General features: G+C 33.2%; 16 protein-coding genes. 5 read left to right on the top strand and 11 right to left on the bottom strand.

Translation table 11 applies throughout. The features are described 5' to 3' along the window. Positions 1-4: 4 nt before the first annotated feature. The 4 genes from BUC23_RS10185 to BUC23_RS10200 all read left to right on the top strand — a co-directional run bounded on the left by BUC23_RS10185 (position 5) and on the right by BUC23_RS10200 (position 3,689). Positions 5-745 carry a ribonuclease III family protein gene (locus BUC23_RS10185; RefSeq protein ID WP_073209115.1) on the top strand — a complete coding sequence of 247 codons (741 nt, stop codon included), beginning with the start codon at positions 5-7 and terminating at the stop codon, positions 743-745. Between the two features lie 113 nt (positions 746-858). Further along, entirely contained in the window at positions 859-1,347 is a 489-nt protein-coding gene (locus tag BUC23_RS10190; RefSeq protein ID WP_073209117.1) for an IPExxxVDY family protein, read from the top strand. Between the two features lie 5 nt (positions 1,348-1,352). Then, positions 1,353-2,783 (top strand): pyruvate kinase, encoded by a 1,431-nt coding sequence (gene pyk, locus BUC23_RS10195; RefSeq protein WP_073209119.1) that lies wholly within the window; start codon positions 1,353-1,355, stop codon positions 2,781-2,783. Positions 2,784-2,918: 135 nt separating this feature from the next. Further along, positions 2,919-3,689 (top strand): Bax inhibitor-1/YccA family protein, encoded by a 771-nt coding sequence (locus BUC23_RS10200; protein ID WP_073209121.1) that lies wholly within the window; start codon positions 2,919-2,921, stop codon positions 3,687-3,689. 52 nt (positions 3,690-3,741) lie between these two features. Here BUC23_RS10200 and BUC23_RS10205 read toward each other — a convergent pair whose 3' ends face one another. The 3 genes from BUC23_RS10205 to BUC23_RS10215 all read right to left on the bottom strand — a co-directional run bounded on the left by BUC23_RS10205 (position 3,742) and on the right by BUC23_RS10215 (position 7,564). Continuing rightward, positions 3,742-4,260, bottom strand: a complete 519-nt coding sequence (locus BUC23_RS10205; protein WP_073209123.1) for a PAS domain-containing protein — start codon at positions 4,258-4,260, stop codon at positions 3,742-3,744. 96 nt (positions 4,261-4,356) lie between these two features. Continuing rightward, the gene (dinB, locus tag BUC23_RS10210; RefSeq protein ID WP_073209125.1) at positions 4,357-5,439 is read right to left on the bottom strand and encodes a DNA polymerase IV; all 1,083 of its coding nucleotides are present in this window, start codon (positions 5,437-5,439) and stop codon (positions 4,357-4,359) included. A 43-nt stretch (positions 5,440-5,482) separates the two neighbouring features. Further along, positions 5,483-7,564: a recombinase gene (locus BUC23_RS10215; protein WP_073209127.1), complete on the bottom strand. Its 2,082-nt coding sequence runs from the start codon at positions 7,562-7,564 to the stop codon at positions 5,483-5,485. Positions 7,565-7,857: 293 nt separating this feature from the next. Here BUC23_RS10215 and BUC23_RS10220 point away from each other — a divergent pair, with 293 nt between their 5' ends. Continuing rightward, entirely contained in the window at positions 7,858-8,325 is a 468-nt protein-coding gene (locus BUC23_RS10220) for a CYTH domain-containing protein (protein WP_073209252.1), read from the top strand. Position 8,326: 1 nt separating this feature from the next. On the opposite strand, the gene BUC23_RS10225 is transcribed toward BUC23_RS10220, so the two are convergent. The 8 genes from BUC23_RS10225 to hppD all read right to left on the bottom strand — a co-directional run bounded on the left by BUC23_RS10225 (position 8,327) and on the right by hppD (position 19,313). Then, a complete protein-coding gene (locus tag BUC23_RS10225; RefSeq protein ID WP_073209128.1) occupies positions 8,327-8,806 on the bottom strand; it encodes a septal ring lytic transglycosylase RlpA family protein in 480 nt (159 codons plus the stop codon). A gap of 84 nt (positions 8,807-8,890) precedes the next feature. Beyond that, positions 8,891-9,313 carry a hypothetical protein gene (locus tag BUC23_RS10230; RefSeq protein ID WP_073209253.1) on the bottom strand — a complete coding sequence of 141 codons (423 nt, stop codon included), beginning with the start codon at positions 9,311-9,313 and terminating at the stop codon, positions 8,891-8,893. A gap of 94 nt (positions 9,314-9,407) precedes the next feature. Then, positions 9,408-12,752: a TonB-dependent receptor gene (locus BUC23_RS10235; protein ID WP_073209130.1), complete on the bottom strand. Its 3,345-nt coding sequence runs from the start codon at positions 12,750-12,752 to the stop codon at positions 9,408-9,410. A 330-nt stretch (positions 12,753-13,082) separates the two neighbouring features. After that, positions 13,083-14,735, bottom strand: a complete 1,653-nt coding sequence (gene pgi, locus BUC23_RS10245; protein WP_073209134.1) for a glucose-6-phosphate isomerase — start codon at positions 14,733-14,735, stop codon at positions 13,083-13,085. A 174-nt stretch (positions 14,736-14,909) separates the two neighbouring features. Continuing rightward, positions 14,910-16,130, bottom strand: a complete 1,221-nt coding sequence (locus tag BUC23_RS10250; RefSeq protein WP_084538329.1) for a M23 family metallopeptidase — start codon at positions 16,128-16,130, stop codon at positions 14,910-14,912. 23 nt (positions 16,131-16,153) lie between these two features. Further along, the gene (locus tag BUC23_RS10255; protein WP_073209136.1) at positions 16,154-17,089 is read right to left on the bottom strand and encodes a tryptophan 2,3-dioxygenase family protein; all 936 of its coding nucleotides are present in this window, start codon (positions 17,087-17,089) and stop codon (positions 16,154-16,156) included. Then, positions 17,089-17,859 (bottom strand): DUF3108 domain-containing protein, encoded by a 771-nt coding sequence (locus tag BUC23_RS10260; RefSeq protein WP_073209255.1) that lies wholly within the window; start codon positions 17,857-17,859, stop codon positions 17,089-17,091. The genes BUC23_RS10255 and BUC23_RS10260 overlap by 1 nt, the downstream gene beginning before the upstream one ends. A 293-nt stretch (positions 17,860-18,152) precedes the next feature. After that, a complete protein-coding gene (hppD, locus tag BUC23_RS10265) occupies positions 18,153-19,313 on the bottom strand; it encodes a 4-hydroxyphenylpyruvate dioxygenase (protein WP_073209138.1) in 1,161 nt (386 codons plus the stop codon). Between the last annotated feature and the right edge of the window lie 160 nt (positions 19,314-19,473).

The raw sequence follows: 19,473 nt of genomic DNA on the forward strand, positions 1-19,473 counted from the left end.
TTAGATGCGTATAATTAGAAAAATATTTTCAAAATCCCGTTCTCTAGAAGACGGGATTTTTTTTGATTCTATCCAGAAAATCCTGGGTTTTGCTCCAATAAATTTAGATTTTTACAAAAAGGCATTCACGCACCGTTCCTCTAATCGATTGGACGTTTTAGGTAATCCAATTAATTACGAACGCTTAGAATTTTTAGGAGATGCCATGCTAAGTTCCGTAATCGCTGCGCACCTTTTCAGCAAAGCACCTGCCGGTGATGAAGGTTACCTAACCAAAATGCGTTCTAAAATTGTCAGCAGAGAACATCTCAATGAATTAGGAAAGGATCTAAATTTAGTCCAGTATATAGAAAGCAAAGTGCCTTTACAACATTTTGGCGAAAATATACATGGCAACATATTTGAATCATTAATTGGAGCAATCTACCTCGATCGAGGTTATGTTTATTGCGAAAAATTTATTCAAAAAAGAGTTATCGTTCCTTACGTTGACATTACCAGACTGGAAGGAAAAGTTATCAGTTACAAAAGTTTAGTTATAGAATGGTGTCAAAAAGAGAAAAAAATATTTCATTATGATATTTTTGAAGACAATGCAATTGACGGGCAACGCTTGTTTGGGGTTAAACTCAGCATCGATGATAAAGTAATTGCAAAAGCTAGAGCCACCTCTAAAAAGAAAGCAGAAGAAAAAGCATCTCAACGCGCCTATTTTGCATTCCAAGAAAAAATGGATAGAAAATAATATCAATTTTCTTAAAACTATAACGTTTTCGTTTATAAATTAACGCAAACATCTCATTTGAAGAGGATAAAACTTCGATAGAAATACTATATTTACATCATATTTTGCAAGAAATGGGTATTCATAAATTGGATCTTGGCGAATTTGACGAAATAGATTATTATCTTATTGCTATTCACACTTCATTAGAAGACTATCGTCTGGCTTATTTTATTAATCAAAATCTTCCGATTAATCTAAGTAAAAACGAGACTGAAATTCAAATTAATATAAAAGAAGGAGAAACAAATTTCTCAAGATTTTATTACTACGACATTGAAAATGCTATTTCGTGGAATTTGATTCAAAATAAAAGTGAAGTTATCCAGCAGAGAGAGGGAAATAACCAAAATTTATTTTCAAATATAGTCATGGAAGTGGCGACCAAAGTTTTTTTACTTCCTGAGTTGAAAAAAGTTGATTATTTCTTAAAAATAGAAAATACCGATGATATTATAAACATATCTAAAATACAGACCATACTAAACAAAATTGATTCTATTTCGGCCATTTACACGGTTGAAACAAATCAAATAAAATCAAAAAACAATTTAATTTTTTAATACAAATGCTTACAAACAAAAAAACGAAAATTGTAGCCACACTTGGGCCTGCATGTAGTACAAGAGAGATCATAAAAGACATGATTGACGCAGGTGTAAATGTTTTTAGAGTGAATTTTTCCCATGCGGACTACGAAGATGTAAAAAATAAGATAAATTTAATACGTGGTCTAAACGAAGAATTTGGTTATACCACAGCAATTCTTGGAGATTTGCAAGGTCCTAAACTTCGTGTAGGTGTTATGGAAGAAGGTGTTGTTGTAAATGATGGAGACTTAATTACATTTACTACTGCCGAAGATATCATTGGAACTGCAAAAAAAGTTTTCATGAAATACCAAAACTTTCCAAACGATGTAAATCCAGGGGAAAGAATTTTGCTAGATGACGGAAAACTTATTTTCGAAATTGTAGAGACTGACAAGAAGACAGAAGTTATAGCGCGAGTAATTCAAGGTGGTGAATTGAAATCTAAAAAAGGAGTAAATCTTCCTAACACTAAAATATCTCTTCCTGCGATGACAGAAAAAGATATTGCAGATGCTATTTTTGCCATTGGGCAGAACGTAGATTGGATTGCCTTATCATTTGTAAAAACACCTCGAGATTTACAAGACTTACAAGAATTAATTGCCGAACATTCAGAATATAAAATTCCAATTATTGCCAAAATCGAAATGCCGGAAGCATTAGAAAATATTGACAAAATTGTTGCTTATTGCGATGCTTTGATGGTTGCTCGTGGAGATTTGGGAGTTGAACTTCCTGCACATGAAGTACCTTTAGTTCAAAAAGAATTAATTCGTAGAGCTAAAACAGCTCGTATTCCGGTTATCGTTGCTACGCAAATGATGGAAACAATGATCACTTCTCTTACACCAACACGTGCAGAGGTAAATGACGTTGCCAATTCAGTGATGGATGGTGCAGATGCCGTAATGCTTTCTGGTGAAACGGCTACTGGAAACTATCCTGTTCAGGTAATCCAGAAAATGACTCAAATCATAGAAGCTGTTGAGGATTCTCCTTTAATTCACGTACCACAAGATACGCCACAGATAAAAACAAAACGTTTTATTACAAAAACAATTTGTCATCATGCTGCAACTATGGCTAATGTAATCAAAGCAAAAGCGATTTGTACGTTGACTAATAGTGGATATACTGCCTTTCAAATCTCAGCTTGGAGACCTAACGCGCATATATTAGTTTTTACATCAAATAAAAGAATTCTTACCCAACTTAATTTATTGTGGGGAGTGAAATCTTTCATGTACACTAAAGATGTAAGTACTGATGATACAGTAACTGACATCAACGAAATTGTAAAACAAAAAGGTTTTGTACAAAAAGGCGATTTCCTTATCAACTTAGCAGCAATGCCTATTAAAGATAAAGGAATGGTAAACACCTTAAGAGTATCTGAAATAGAATAGTTAAACTATCTAAACAAATATGAAAACCCGTCTCATTAGAAAAATGAGACGGGTTTTTTGTATAAAAAATTAAGAATAAATAAACATTCTTCTGTAAAATAAAATTTATATTTGATGCATAAAATCTTATCAACTATGAGTTTCAATTCGAAAAATCCATTTTTAAATAATAAATCTTTTTCGTCAGCGTTATCCAGAAAAGACGAAGTTCACAATGCCACATTAATTGATTACAATCAAGAAATGACTTTGGCAGGAACAATCAACAAAAGTATCATCCTGTTTTTAATTCTTACTGCCTCCGCAATGGTGATTTGGTGGATGGCTTTTAATGGCCTAAATCCAATAGTTCCTGCAATAGGTGGAGCTATTGTAGGTCTAGTTTTGGTTCTTATTTCTGCTTTCAAACCACAATATTCCCCTTATTTAGCTCCCGGTTATGCCTTGTTTGAAGGGTTATTTATTGGCGGAATTTCAGCAATTTTCGAGACTATGTATCCAGGAATCGTTATACAGGCAGTTGGAGCCACTTTTGTAACTTTCATGGTGTGTCTGGGCTTGTATAAATATAAAATTGTAAAAGTAACAGAGCAGTTCAAATCAGTTGTTGTAGCTGCTACACTTGCTATTGCGACTTACTACCTAATATCTTGGTTGTTTTCTATGTTTACCAGTTTTGTACCCGTTCATTATGGTAATTCAATGATGAGTATTGGAATCAGTGTTTTTGTGATTGTAATCGCAGCTTTAAATTTGTTTTTAGATTTTGACCGTATTGAAAAAGGGACAGAACAAAAAATGCCAAAATACATGGAATGGTATGGTGCAATGGGCTTAATGATAACCTTAGTATGGTTATATATTGAGTTTTTAAGATTACTGTCAAAACTGAACAGCAAAAACTAATTGTAACATCATTATCAAAATACTAAAAAACCTTTCTCTTCAGAAAGGTTTTTTATGCTGCTTTCTCAAAAGCAATATAATGACTGAGTTGTCCTTTCAAATTAAAAACGGGATATCCTTTTATCAGACAAGCGTATATGTCTCCGTTCTTTTTATAGTTTAACACCGTTTTCTCGAAAGACTGCTGCGAACGTATTGCACTACTTATCTCATTCGATACGATTCTATCGGTGACTTCACCTTGAAACATTTTCGGGCTTTTACCCAAAACTTCTGCTTCTACGTAGCCATTCATTTTGATCATGTTGTGTGAAGCAAAAACAATAGTTAGTTTGGCATCTGTAACGATTATTACTTCTTCTTTTATTGGCGAAGAAATATCCCAATCCGGCGAAAGTTTCCACCTGTTTTGATACGCAATTTCTTTGAGGCTTTTTAAGTCGAGAAACGATTGTTTTACTTCTTTTAAAAACTCATAATGAAAATCTACACAAACGATAGGAAGCGATTTAATTCGTAAATCATTGTGATAGTTTACAATAGCTCCTTCATATTGATTTAAATTGCTCATGATTTTTTGATTACTTTAGTCAAATGTAATTTTATTTCTAAAAATAAAATAGTAAATATTTAATTTTAACCATTGTTGAACGATCCTTTTATCAAATTAAAAAGCAAATTTTAACTGTACTACGAGGAATTTTTTTTCTTCCGTATTCAAATTACTCAAAGAAATTCCCAATAACCGTACGGAATCTTTCATTCGTTCTTGAAACAATAGTTCTTTCACGATTTCTAAAATTAATCCTTTATCAGAAATAAAATAGGGCACCGTTTTACTGCGGGTTTGCTGAGTAAAATCGCTAAACTTTATTTTCAACGTGACGGTTTTACCAGCGACATCATATTTTTTCAATCTTTTCTCCAGAGAAATCGCAATACTTTCCAGTTTTTCCATCATAAATATTTCTGACGAAAGATTAATATCAAAAGTGTGCTCCGCTGCAACTGATTTAGTAATCCGATCTGATTTTACCTCACTATTATGAATCCCTCGTACCACATCAAAGTAAAAATTTCCCGATTTTCCAAAATGTTTCTCCAGAAAATCCAATGTTTTACTTTTTAAATCTACACCGGTAAAAATCCCTAACTGATACATTTTTTCGGTAGTAACTTTCCCTACTCCATAAAATTTTCTGATAGGCAATTCCTCCAGAAAAGGAATAACTTCATCTGGACTAACTGTCTTTTGACCGTTAGGTTTATTATAATCACTGGCTATTTTTGCCACAAACTTATTAATTGATATTCCCGCCGAAGCAGTTAGGCCTGTTTCATTAAGTATCCGCAATCTTATTTCTTGTGCCAATAAAGACGCACTTGGATTTCCTTTCTTGTTTTTAGTAACGTCTAAATAGGCTTCATCAAGGGACAGCGGCTCCACCAAATCCGTATATTCATAAAAAATCTTTCTAATTTTATTGGAGATTTCCTTGTACCTGTCAAATCGCGGTTGGACAAAAATAAGTTCCGGGCAGTACTTTTTTGCCAATGCACCACTTATAGCACTGCGAACGCCAAATTTTCTGGCTTCGTAACTTGCCGCAGCTACCACCCCTCTATTTTCAGAACCACCAACAGCGACGGGCTTGCCTCTCAACAAAGGATTATCCATTTGCTCTACCGAAGCATAGAAAGCATCCATATCGATGTGTATGATTTTCCTATTTGGATTTAAACCTTGCATAGTATAACAATTGTATAAATAATCTCTTGAAAATGAATTAAAATTATTCTTTTTCCGCTACACTCAAATAGTTTTCAACCGTTACTGATTTATTTTTATTTTCTGTCGGAAAAAAGAAACTGATAGGCCTTGACTTAAAATGCTTCCAAATGGAGGTTCCAACAAATTTCAACTCAAATAATGAAATGGCTCTTGAACGAAATGCTAAGCCCAAAGATAGACTGAAACTTACCATAAAATTGACCAATCCAATAATCCCAATTCCAAAAATTCCCCAAAATAGCATTGAATTACTGACCGCGTAATTTGCTCCATACAATCCTAATGCCAAATTCCCGCTAGCAAAAGTAATATGTCTAATATCCAGATTCAGCCCTAAAAATAAGCCAATTGAACTAATACTCCCCATAAAAATACCAAACCAGAAATTAGATATAATTCCTGCCCATCTTTTTTCGTACAGCTTTGCTAATTTCAGTGCCCTCACTTTCCCTAAACTCCTTTTCAGTCCCGGATGTTCCGCTATTCGAAAATAAACCTGATTGTGTTTATCCCTGTTGGCTACACTTCCAGAAATGATTCCGGATAAAAATAAAAATAAGCCGGCAATAGCAGAATGAAGAACAGCTAAGGAATGAATAGGACTTAGGTCAATGAGTAAATTTTCCCATTTAGTAGCTGCAATATTATAATCGAAAGTATAATCAATCAGCCATATTCCAAGTAATGAAATAGGAAAAGCCATAATCACATTCCCCACAAAAGCGATAAACTGCGAGCGAAAAACGCGTGCAAAAAGAATCGCAAAGGCTTGGTATTTTTCAGAATCTTTTCCTTGTTTAACTTCTCCTTCTTCCAATGCTTTTATTAAAGCAGAAGCAGTCATGGCTGGCTGCTTAGTTGCCAAAGTAAAACCTAACAGATATATGGCAATGAACCCAAAAGCATAGTTCATACTATATAAAAAAGCGTGTCCAAAAAAACTAGTGTCCGCTTTAGAAAGCAAAACTTTAATGATGCATAAAATCCCCACGATAAACCCGCCTCCAAGCGCTGTTCGAAACATTTTAAAATATTCACTTCGAGTTTCTGTAATATAATGTTCCCCTGTTTTTGCGGTATGTTGCGTTATTTCATAAGAAATCAATTGTGTACTTTCGCCAATGAATTTTCTAACATTATTTTTATAACAATTATATCTGATTAGTTGCAAAGCCAAAGCTATTCCATTGGTCTTTTCATCTGCTTTTTTCTCAATAATCAATAGTGGAATTAAATGTTTTAATCTATCTAATTGTTGTCTGATTTTTAATAAATTCTGATTTACTCGCAGCGAAATTCCATATTTAGAACTATTATGAAATGCCTTATTAACAAACTCCTCACATTGCCTATGCAAAACCAGCACTTGTGCATAAGACAAATCATCCGCTTTTATATAATGCAAATCGGAATTTCTGATTTTATCTCCTATTTGCAGTATTTCTTTTTCAAAAGCGCCAAACGGACTTTCAAAATCATCAAATTCCGGAACCATTTTTAGAACGTCTGTTTCCATGGCCCTCCCGCTAATTCTTTGCGTAATTAAAGACATTGCGATTAACAATTCAGACAAACTAGAATTAGCTTCTACAGTTTCATAAATTGATTTAAATTCTAAAAGAGTATATAATTCAGCCAATTGACCGGACCGTATCCTATTTATCCAAAGCGCATCATTCCGATTGTAAAACACCTGATTCAGCACATATTCTAAAGTGTTTTTTTGTGGCTGATAGGGCAAAAATTTAGAAAATATTCTTTTTTTTACTTCAAAAATAAAATCAACGTCTTGCAGTATCGCAGCGTCGGACAAAATTTTGTTGAATTTTTTATCTTTTAGAATCTCTTTTATATAAACAGAAAACTGACCACGACAAGACTCATTTTCTTTTAAAAAAGAAATAATTTCGCGTAAGTCTATTGTTTGTAATTTCTTGATTTTTGACGGTCGAAGAAGTTCAACCAACCTAACCAAAGCTTCTAAATCATCTTCTTTATTGCGCCAAGATTGGTTCTCATCAAAATAACAAATTAATAATTCCGATAGAGTAGGTTTGGATTTCGTTTTGAAAAATAATCTCATTATAATAGTCTCCTTTTTGTAAAAGTACAATTTGACCAATTAACTTTCATTAACTTAATCACAAAAAAAGATTTTGATAGCGGAAATAGTGAATAAAAAAATTGTCAAAATCTATTAAACAGTCCTAATTTTACATTTAATTTTAACCTATCATCGCGAGATTATTTAATACCTTTGAAATACTACTGTAGCCACAATGGATTTACAATAATTTTTAATATGAATACCGTAATTCTTGGGATAGAAATTTAAGCGGCAACACTTCAAGATATCAAAATAGGTTTAGTATGAAAATGATCGAAATAGAAAAAAAATTTATGGTTTTAAATGATTCATTTAAAGCAGCAGCTTTCACTCAAAATCATATTGCGCAGGGTTATTTAAGCTCCGTACCAGAACGTACGGTAAGAGTACGCATAAAAGGAGAAAAAAGCTATCTAACAATTAAAGGCTTGACTAACGACACCGGCATGTCTCGTTTTGAATGGGAGAAAGAAATCCCTGTTAATGAAGCCAAAAAGTTACTGCTTTTGTGTGAAAAAGGAATCATCGACAAAACCCGCTTTGAAATAAAAGTAGGCAATCACATTTTTGAAGTAGATGAATTCCATGGAGAAAACCAAGGTTTGATTATTGCTGAAATTGAACTTGATTCTGAAACTGAAACTTTCGAAAAACCAAATTGGCTAGGAGCAGAAGTCACAAATGATAAACGTTATTATAATTCCTATTTAAGCAATCATCCATACAAAAACTGGTAATTTAGTTATTTAAAACTGCGATAGTAACCTGCATTGAACCATCGTCTCTACGAGATGCAATATCATTGAAGGCTCTCTTAGATAAATCAATTTCTCTTGATTTTACAAATGGACCTCGATCCGTAATTTCAACAATCACTGACTTCCCATTAGCTTCATTAGTCACCTTCACTTTTGTTCCAAAAGGCAGTTTTTTGTGTGCTGCAGTATATTTATTATTATCGAATTTTCTGCCGCTTGTTGTTCTTCGGCCGTTAAATTTATCAGCATAATAGGAAGCGTGAGCGTTCGTTTTATAAGTTTTAAATTTTCCTGTTTCTATTAATGTATCTGAAATAATTTCTTGACGACCAAGAGCCATTTTACTTTTCTTAATCGAATCCTTTTGTACTGCAGCTTTTTGTTTATTTAAACCACGGCTTTGACTGCTGACTAAACCTATAATTGCTAGCAAAAAAAATAATGTAATTAATTTTCTCATTTAATCTTCTTTTTTAGTTAATCCTGTTTACAAAAACCATACCCAGATAAAAAAAGCTCTATTTCTAGAGCTTCAATAGATTTTTTAAAACCACATAGACCATGGAATTCTACTCAAAATAAGGAGTAATCCTAAACCATAAAAAATAGAAAAAGTTTTAAATTTTGATTCACTTGTCACCAACTTTTTATGCTTAGACCACCCTATTGTAATCAACGCAATCCCAATAATATTGATTAATGGATGTTCTAATGAAGTCAATCTTAACGCTTTATCTGACATTTGACCAAAAGATGCAAAACCCAGCGGGGAAACAAAATATAAAATCAATCCTATCAATAGTTGTGTGTGTATTCCTATTAATCCAAACAAAGCGATTTTTCTATCTTTTGCAGTAAATTCTTTTTTGGAAAACATTCCAATAAGTGAATTAACCACCGCAACCACTAATAAAAAAAGTGCTAAATAAGCCCAACCAGAATGAAATCTTTGAATAAATTCGTACATATAACTTGTTTTTGTTTTAACAAATATAAGAAAAAAAGGCATAAAAAAACCACGCTTTAAAGCGTGGTTTTAATATTAAATATTTCTTTTGATATTATTTACCAAAAATATATCTAAGTGTAAATTGTGCTTGCCAAACATCGAAAGTTGAAGCATTTTTTTGGAAGGTATCTTTAATTAAAGTTTTTGTTCCTGCAACATCTGTTTGAGTTGTTAATTGGTAAAAAGGCACATTTGCAGTTGTAGTTACGTAGCTCAAAACATTTGAATTTGTAACTCTTTGTGTAACACCCCAATCTTTATTTAACATATTGGTAAAGTTTAAGATATCAGCTCTGAATTGGAAAGCATTCTTTTTTCCAGATATTTTCAAGAAAAAATCTTGAGTAACTGATAAATCTAATCTATGTAACATAGGGATGATAGCTCCATTTCTCTGAGCATACTGGCCTCTTCTTGTAGAAAGATATTTATCTTGATTAATGTATGAATCAAAAGCTTGTTGTTGTTGTGCTTCAGTATATACTGTTACTACATTTGCTCCATTTACTACATTTGTAACTGATAATGGTTGAAAACGAATTTGATTCGCATTATTTGGCACAAATAATAAATCATTTCCATTTACTCTATCACCATTCATATCGCCATTATAAGCATAAGAGATTCCTCCTGATTGTTCTCCAATGTAACCTAAGTTAATTGAAGTAGCAGCTCCAAGTTTATCACCGTACTCAATTTTATATCCTAATATACCAACAATTCTATGCGGAGTATTATTACTAGATAAAGATAAAGGTAAGTCATTATTACCATTTACTGATCTAGCACCAGTCCAAGAACCAGAAGCAATAGAACCTGCTGATAATAAATCATTAGCACTTGAATGCGTGTAAGCTACTGAACCCCAAAGACCTTTTTTGTATGGATACTCTAATTTAAATGTTGTAGAGTAAAAATATCCTTTATTCGTATTTGTTAACACAACTGCACTTGAAACATTGTCATTAATTCTAACTCCATTGTCATTACGGGCATATCTTGGTCTAGTATCAGGACCACTGAAGTTTCCAACTGGAGTTTCAAAATTTGCATTGTAGTAATGAATCGCATTAATGTTTGATTGGAAAATACCTTCTATAGTTCCTACAAAACCTAAAGGAAGTTTTTGATCAACTGCCATATTTGTTTTCCAAACTTGTGGAAACTTAAATTTTTTGTCTGTAAACGCTAATTCAAACGTAGAAGGAAGCGTAGGTGTAGCAGGAATGAAATAATTGTTTGGATTTGGTGTAAAACCGTATCCACCTGCAGCAATCGCAGCACCACTAACATCAACAAAACCTGTAAGAACACCGTTATTACCAATCGCATTAGATAAGAAAACCGATGGAGCTCTTCCTGTAAATACACCACTACCTCCACGAACCTGTGTTGTAGCATCTCCAGTTACATCTAAATTAAAACCGATTCTAGGCTCAAACAAATACTGAGTATTTGGCATATCACCAGTGTTGAATTTTTCTCCGTTAGCAAAAGTCATTGCTGTAACTTTAGGATTCTCAAGTGCTGTATCAGCAAACCAAACAGCTGAAGCACGAAGACCTAAAGTAACTCTAAATTGATCCGAAACTTTAATTTCATCTTGAGTATACAAGTCAAATTTATTTGACTTCAAAATTTGCAAAGGTTCTACCGCACCTGGTAAAGCAGAATATCTGAACTGTACACGATCAATACCCGAAACAATTGTAGATGGTGCACCACCATTAAGAGCTGATTGATTAGCTGCATTATAAAATTGATCCAATGAATTAAAAACATATACTCCATTAGAACCAGAGAAAAACAAATTACTTGATTTAAAGTACTCAAAGTTAGCACCAAATAATAAAGAGTGTTTTCCTATTGTTTTAGTTAAATTGTCAGTAAAGTGTAAAGTCGAATACGATAATTTATTTCCTTGAGTAAAAGGATCTAATCCTGCAGAAATAAGATTAGATGTTCCTGCTGTAATAACACCAGTAACAGGATTAACTGATCCGTTTTTTATATCAATTGTAGGAAACAAACCTCCACCTTGTAAGGCTCTATCTTCAATTTGCTTGTCATAACCTCCGATAAAACTATTGTACCATGAATTACTTAATTTACTGTTCAATTCAACAACTATCGATCTCGTATTATCTTGAATAACATAACCGCTATTTTGAAAAGACATTGCAAGTGCGCTAGTTCTTCTATTACCAAATCCTAAAGAGTTAGAGTTTGACGTTAACTCATCTGATGAAGAGTTATGAAACACGTAACGAGCCGTAAATTTATGATTGTCGTTGATATTCCAATCTAATCTTGTAAGGAATTTTTTCGAAACTTTTGCAGCATCATAGTTTTCCCAAGGACCTGTTGTATAATTAAATTTGTCTTTCAAAAAAGTTGAAAGTGTTTGCATTTGAGCAAATGTAGGTGCAGAAACTTGAGCACTTGGCTGTGGTGAACCTGTCGAAGTCCAAGTCGTAGCCGGGCTAGTATTCTCTATTGTTTCAAAATTTCCAAAAAAGAATAATTTGTCTTTAATGATTGGAGCTCCAATTCTAGCTCCCCAAATTTTTTCATTAAATTTACCTGGTACTATTACAGTATTTCCTGCTTTAGTCCCTATAAAATCCTTCTTGTTACTTCTAAATGAATTATAAACTGAACCTTCAATTTCATTTGTTCCACTTTTTGTAACTGCATTTATTCCAGAACCTAGAAAACCTGATTGACGTACATCATAAGGCGCAATATTAACCTGTAATTGTTCAATAGCATCTAAAGATATAGCTGTTGAACCAGTTCTACCTCCAGCTTGTGAATCATTTCCAAGACCGAAACCATTATTGAACACTGAACCATCAATCGTAAAGTTGTTTAATCTTGAATCTTGACCTCCAAAACTACCATTAGCTCCTGCATTTGCATTGTACTTAGTGATTGCATTAATCGATCTTGCACCTGTAACAGGAACAGCTGTTAATTCTCTATTTGAAAATTGTTGTGAAGCTCCAGTTCTTCCTTTATTAAAAGTTCCTTTTGATTTTGTAGAAACTACAACTTCACTTAAAACATTTGACTCTTCACCAACAACAATATTTATTGTTATATTATTTCCTAAAGGTGCATTAATCTCTGTAATTTCAGTTGTTTTGTACCCAACATAAGTAACTTTTACAGTGTAGGGACCTCCTGGTCTGATTCCTTGAACGGCATATCCTCCGTTAGAACCAGTAGTTGAAAAATATTTTGTTCCTGTAGGCTTATGAACAACCTCTACAGAAGCACCAGGCAGCGTTTCGCCAGTGCTTGATTTAACAGTACCAGACATTGCAGAACTAGTAACCTGCGAATGACCAACAGCTGATAAAAAAATAATCAAAATAAAAATAATTCTTTTCATTTTTGTTTTTTGTTTAATTTATTAATTATTGGCAAAAATATAACATTTTTACTTTGAAAAGTTAACATAACGTTAAGAAAGCATGCTTTTAATATCTGTATACGGCTATTAAATATATTAATTATATAAATAGTTAAAAACTTACACTTACGTAAATTATTTTTTGTTTTTATTGCTTTTTTCATAAAAAAATAACACTTAAAAAAAAATAAAAATCAGAAACTTTAATTAATCAAAAATCTATCATTTAGCTACTTATAAACAGAAAACTCCGATTTCCTAATGAAATCGGGGTTTTCCAGTCAATTAGTTTAAAATAAGAAATAGGGCCTATTTATTCCTCAAAAAATGATTCAATAAAAAAGCAGTTGAACTATCGTGATCTTTTACTTTTTTGGTATTAATTTCCTCTAAAATAGAGTTTGCTAATTGTTTTCCAAGTTCAACTCCCCATTGATCAAAACTAAAAATATTCCACACAATCCCCTGGACAAAAATCTTGTGTTCATATAATGCAATTAGAGAACCTAATGTTTTTGGACTCAGTTTTTGTATTAAGATAGTATTTGTGGGCTTGTTGCCTGTAAAAACTTTAAACGGTAAAAGAAATTTTGATTTATCAGCCGGCAGCCCCTGCTTTTCAAATTCTGTTTGAACCTGCTCTTTTGATTTTCCTTGCATTAAAGCTTCTGTTTGAGCAAAAAAATTAGACATCAATTTATCATGATGATTTTCGTCTCCGTACAATGGATTTACGAATCCAATAAAATCAGTTGGAATCAACTTAGTTCCCTGATGAATTAATTGAAAAAAGGCATGCTGAGAATTAGTTCCCGGCTCTCCCCAAATAATAGTTCCCGTTTGATAGTTTACCGGATTACCATCTCTACCCACACTTTTACCATTACTCTCCATCGTACCTTGCTGTAAGTAAGGCGCTAATTTTTGTAAATATTGGGTGTATGGAATCAAGGCTTCGCTCTCAGCTCCAAAAAAATTATTGTACCAAATACTTAATAAAGCCAAAATGACTGGCGCATTTTGATCGAAATCAGTAGTTTTGAAATGTTCGTCCATTTCATTTGCACCGCTCAATAATTCGTCAAAATTTTCAAATCCTACAGCCAAGCTTATCGAAAGACCAACTGCACTCCACAAAGAAAAACGGCCACCAACCCAATCCCACATAGGAAATATATTATCAGGATTTATTCCAAATTCAGTTACTTTTTCAATATTGGTAGAAACCGCAACAAAATGTTTAGCAACATCTTCTTGAGCTGTCCCGAAGTCTCGAGATAAAAACCATTTTTTAATAGTTTCAGAATTAGTAAGCGTTTCTTGTGTGGTAAATGTTTTGGAAACAACAACAAAAAGAGTAGTCTCTGGATTTAATTTTTTGATAATTTCATTTACATGATCCCCATCAACATTCGATACAAAATGTACGTTTAAATGGTTTCTATAAAATTGTAATGCTTCAACTGCCATAGCTGGACCTAAGTCTGATCCACCAATACCAATGTTTACAATATCAGTAAAAGATTTCCCCGTAAATCCGGTTCTTTTACCAGAAGTAACTTCATTTGTAAATACCTTTATTTTGTTTTTTACATCATAAATTTCAGGAACAACATTTTTACCATCAACCTTTACAACAGCTGATTCTTTGGCTCTTAAAGCCGTATGAAGTACCGCTCTATTTTCTGTTTGGTTGATAATCCCTCCATCAAAATAATCTTTGATTGCGCTTTTAAGCCCCACTTCATTGGCCAATTCCAGCAACAATGCAATCGTTTCCTGAGTTATGATATTTTTTGAATAATCAATTAAAAAATCATTCCATTTCAAATTGAATTTTTCTGTTCTTGCAGTATCGGATAGAAACATTTCATGCATCGAAGCTTTTTGCATTTCTTTATAATGCAATTCAAGTTTCTTCCAAGCTCTTGTTTCTGTTGGGTTTATCGTATTTAATGCCATCTCTATTTGGATTGTAGTTCTATTTAGTTTTTGGCAAAAATACTGAAATTAGTTTTAATGAAAAATGTGTTTACAATTATATAACAATTTATCACTAAAATGCTGAATACCTATAGCTTTGAATTGATAATCAAGATTTTTAGGAAAATCTATAATTCAATAAATAGAACAAAATTATAAATTAGAAACACTATCTAATTCCCATTTTAGAGGAGCAATCGTCTTTAAAAATCGACTTTTATCTCTACCGCTCATAGGTTCACCGTTAGGTAGTTTAAGTCTTAAAGCATCAACTTGAACTCCATTTTTCCAAAATCTATAACACACATGGGGACCTGTTGCTAAACCTGTACTTCCCACTCTCCCTATGACTTGCCCTTGATTGACATGTTGTCCGCGTCGAACCAAAATTCTCGACATATGCAAATATTGAGTTGAATAGGTCCCATTGTGTTTCACTTTGACAAAATTTCCGTTACCAGCAGTAAAACCTGTTTGCTCTACAGTACCGGCAGCTGTGGTCGTAATAGGCGTTCCATAGGGCGCAGCATAATCTGTTCCTTTATGCGCTTTCCAGGTATGTTGCACAGGATGAAATCGATTAGAAGAAAATCGGGATGAAATTCTGCTAAATTTTATTGGTGTTTTGAGAAAGAAGTTTTTTAGTGTTTTTCCTTCCTCATCATAATATTCTATTTTACCTGATGACGGATTTTGAGCATAAGGAAAGGCATAAATAATTTTTCCTTTATATTCAAAAAAAGCTGCCTCAAGATCTTCTACACCGTCATAAACCGTGTCATTTATAAATCGCTCTTTGAAAGTAATTCCAAATCGATCCCCTTTTTTTAGTTTAAAAAAGTCTATTGACCACGCATATATTTTAGATATTTTACTCGCTAACGAACCTTCTACTTTAGCATTTTCTAACGTTTCAGACAAAGATCCTTTAAGTAACCCGCCAATCGTTCTATTCTTAAAAGTAAGCGGATAGGTTTTTTCATAAGCGACTACGGCCGTATCACGTAGATCAACGACATAATAATGTAACGCGTCCGGCTGGTAAATAAAAACCTGTAGTTTGTTTGTTTTATTTTTGGATCTAAGCAAGGTATAAGGCTTGTTCTTTCTTATAATCCTGACATCAAACGAGTCCTTTACTTTTTTAACAATATCAAATACTTCTCTGTTGCCAATATTTTGTTTTTCTATAATAGTACTAAAAGTGTCTCCCTTTTTTATACTGTCCTTAATGACGTTGAAATCAGAATATTTAAATCCAAATTCAACTTTTTTGGACACCGGTCTCACAATTTCATCCTCAAAAGTAACCTCGGATTTCTTGCACGATATAAATGAAAATAAAATTACGATACTAATTAATACTTTCTTCAAACTGTAATTCATTTGTAATTTAATTATTTTTCTTCCCCCCAATTTGCCAACTCATCAGCTGACCATAATTCAGGAAAAAATATTCTTCTTTGATACTTAGGATGCATGTATTTCTTCCAATCGCTTCCACCAGTTGCTTCTCCACTTCCTTTCCCGCTTTGATCAATGTATTTCTTTGCTGTATTAAGATGTTGCATCACCCAAGTAATATTTACTGTATGATCATAATGGCGCATTGCTTTAATCAATTCAGGATTTTTTTGATCCAAATCAGGCAGCTGCTTGAATTTTTGCCAAATATTTATGGTATTGTATTCTTGCATATGACTCAAGAACATTTTTTTGTATTTTCTTTCAAACTCCTCTAACAAAAATGATTTTTTCCCGGTTTTATAATCTTTACCGGCAGCTTGCCAATACAAATGTTCGAAAGCAAATTCAAAAGGAGTGTTTCTGTCAATCGTATCTCTAAAACGGTGATCTATTAGATTTATTAGATCTGTAGACGAAAATTCTATTAATCGGTATTGCGCACTTTGAAAACCACTTGCTGGTGTAAGTGTATTTCTAAATTTCATGTATTGCTCAACTTCCATTCCATCTCCCATAATACTGAAAGAAGTGGTCAGCATATCAAAGTACCGACTGATTCTCATTAACCTTTCTGTAAAAAAATCAGTTTCAATGTTTTGTGCGTACGAAATTTGGTTCATCTCCCAAAGTATCATTTTAAAGATCAACTCATTAACCTGATGATACATGATGAAAACCATTTCGTCCGGAAGAGTTGTTCTTTGAATTTGAAGATTTAATAACGCATCCGTTTGAATATAATCCCAATAAGTAATTGGTTTAGACCAAAGTAATCCTTCTAGTTGCGTCTCCGTTTTTTGGTTTATTGCTTGGTATTTAAGCTCAATTTCTTTTAAAATTTCTTCCGAATTACTGTTATCAGTCATTATTTTTTTATTTTAAACGGACTCTTCAATCCTTTGAATGCGTCCAAATCTGCTTTGATTGACCCTACAGCCAGACTTGCTTTGATTCGCAATGGTAATTTATTATCGTCGTCTGAAACCCAAACGGTTAGACTTTCCTGCTCCTTAAAAACACGTCCTGATTGAACAAGAGGTCTAAAAATCATCGCGGAAACAGCGCCAAATTTAGTTGTAATATCCTCACGTCCAATAAATTTTAACTTAAACTTTGTAGTTTCATTATCAAAAAACATATCAATTGCTATTGATTCCCCTACCTTTAATTTATCAATACTTGGGTAATTTCTTAAATAATAAAAAGTAGACAATATATCCTGAGTGTTTTTTGGAATCATAAGCGTTTTTTCCTCTTTGTGCTTATAATCCTTGACAAGAACTCTGTTTGATATTTGATTAAAAAAACCCTCTTGATTTTTAGTATAACCTCCTTCGTTTATCTTTCTCACAAATTGATGAGGGTTCCCTGTTTCTTTATCAATGTAGCTTTCATATAAGTCATCTACTTTGAAAAAAAAACGAGACATTCCAGTAGTATAGCCTTTCCCGATTACATGAAAAGATTTTTTGCTGTTTACAGTTGCGTCCTTAACTTCTAAAGTTGCGTAACCTGCATTCACTATGCCGTAATGAATTCTGAATTTAAACCATTCACCCACATCGTATGCGTCTTCCTTTTTAGAATCGAAACTTACAGTTGTAACAAATATTAGGAGTAGTAGTATTTTTTTCATTGCTTTTTTTGTCAGATTATTGACCGTTACTGCAAATTTTGTTCCAAATATATTAAAACAAAAAAACTCAGTCAAATAATGACTGAGTTTTTATGCTATTAACTAACCAAAAAACTATAAATTATGAAATTTATATCAATTTCGGAAGGAAACCACCCCTTCCTGTTTTGCGAGTGCAAAGGTAATTAACAAACCCAGTATTTTTTAGTAAAAAATACACTTTAACACAAATTACTCAAAAATACAGGTAGTTCGTCGGTTAAAATTTCACATTATATAAAAATATCTCGTTTCTATAGTGTTCCTCGCAATGCCTGTTCTCTCTCAATTGATTCAAAAAGCGCTTTAAAGTTACCTGCACCAAAACCTTTAGCTCCCATTCTTTGAATAATTTCAAAAAACAAGGTTGGTCGGTCTTGTACCGGTTTTGTAAAGATTTGTAATAGATATCCTTCTTCGTCGGCATCTACCATAATAGCCAGTTTTTCGATTTCGTTCAAATCTTCTTTCATCATTTTCATATGCTCTCCCAATCGTTCCGGAATAGCCTCATAATAAGTATGTGGTGGAGCAGATAAGAATTCGATTCCTCTTGCCTTCAATTGAGACACGGTTTTGATAATATCATCCGTTGCAATGGCGATGTGCTGAATTCCAGGTCCGCCGTAAAAATCTAAATATTCCTCGATTTGTGATTTTTTCTTTCCTTCGGCAGGTTCGTTGATTGGAAATTTGATTCTTCCGTTTCCGTTTGACATTACTTTACTCATCAACGCCGAATATTCCGTATTGATTTGTTTGTCATCAAAAGAAAGGAAATTCACGAATCCCATTACTTCTTCATAGAACTTTACCCAAGTATTCATTTCGTTCCAACCGACATTCCCAACCATGTGGTCAATGTATTTTAATCCTGTTGGTTCCGGATTGTAATCTGATTTCCATTCTTTATATCCAGGTAAGAAAACACCATTATAATTTTTTCTTTCGACAAAAATATGAACGGTTTCTCCATAAGTATAAATTCCAGAACGTACTACTTCTCCAAATTCATCTTTCTCGACTGTTGGCTCCATAAATGAACGGGCACCACGTTTCATTGTTTCTTCGTAAGCACTTGTTGCATCTTCTACCCAAAGTGCAGCCACTTTCACACCGTCACCATGTTTTCTTAAATGGTCGTGTATTGGCGAATCTTGAGTCAATGGAGTGGTCAACACGATGCGGATCTTATCTTGTTTTAGTACATAAGATGTTCTGTCTCTTACTCCAGTTTCTAATCCAGCATAGGCTAATGATTGGTAACCAAAAGCGGTTTTATAATAATGTGCGGATTGTTTTGCATTTCCTACGTAGAATTCTACATAATCGGTTCCTAATAAAGGAAGGAAATCTTGTGCTCCTTCAAATATTTTTTCTAGTCCGTATTCTACTGATTTTACTTCTTTGCTCATTGTGATTTATTTTTTGATTCTCTATTTCTAGTTTTGGAACGCGGTTGAAGCGGATTAAACTGATGGACACAGATTTTATTAATTTTAAATTATGTTGTTGTTTATTCTAAAGCCCTAGCCCTGATGGAAGCGGCATCCTTTTTCTGGTCTCGTTTTTTTA

Source organism: Flavobacterium xinjiangense, from assembly GCF_900142885.1.
Lineage (GTDB): Bacteria > Bacteroidota > Bacteroidia > Flavobacteriales > Flavobacteriaceae > Flavobacterium > Flavobacterium xinjiangense.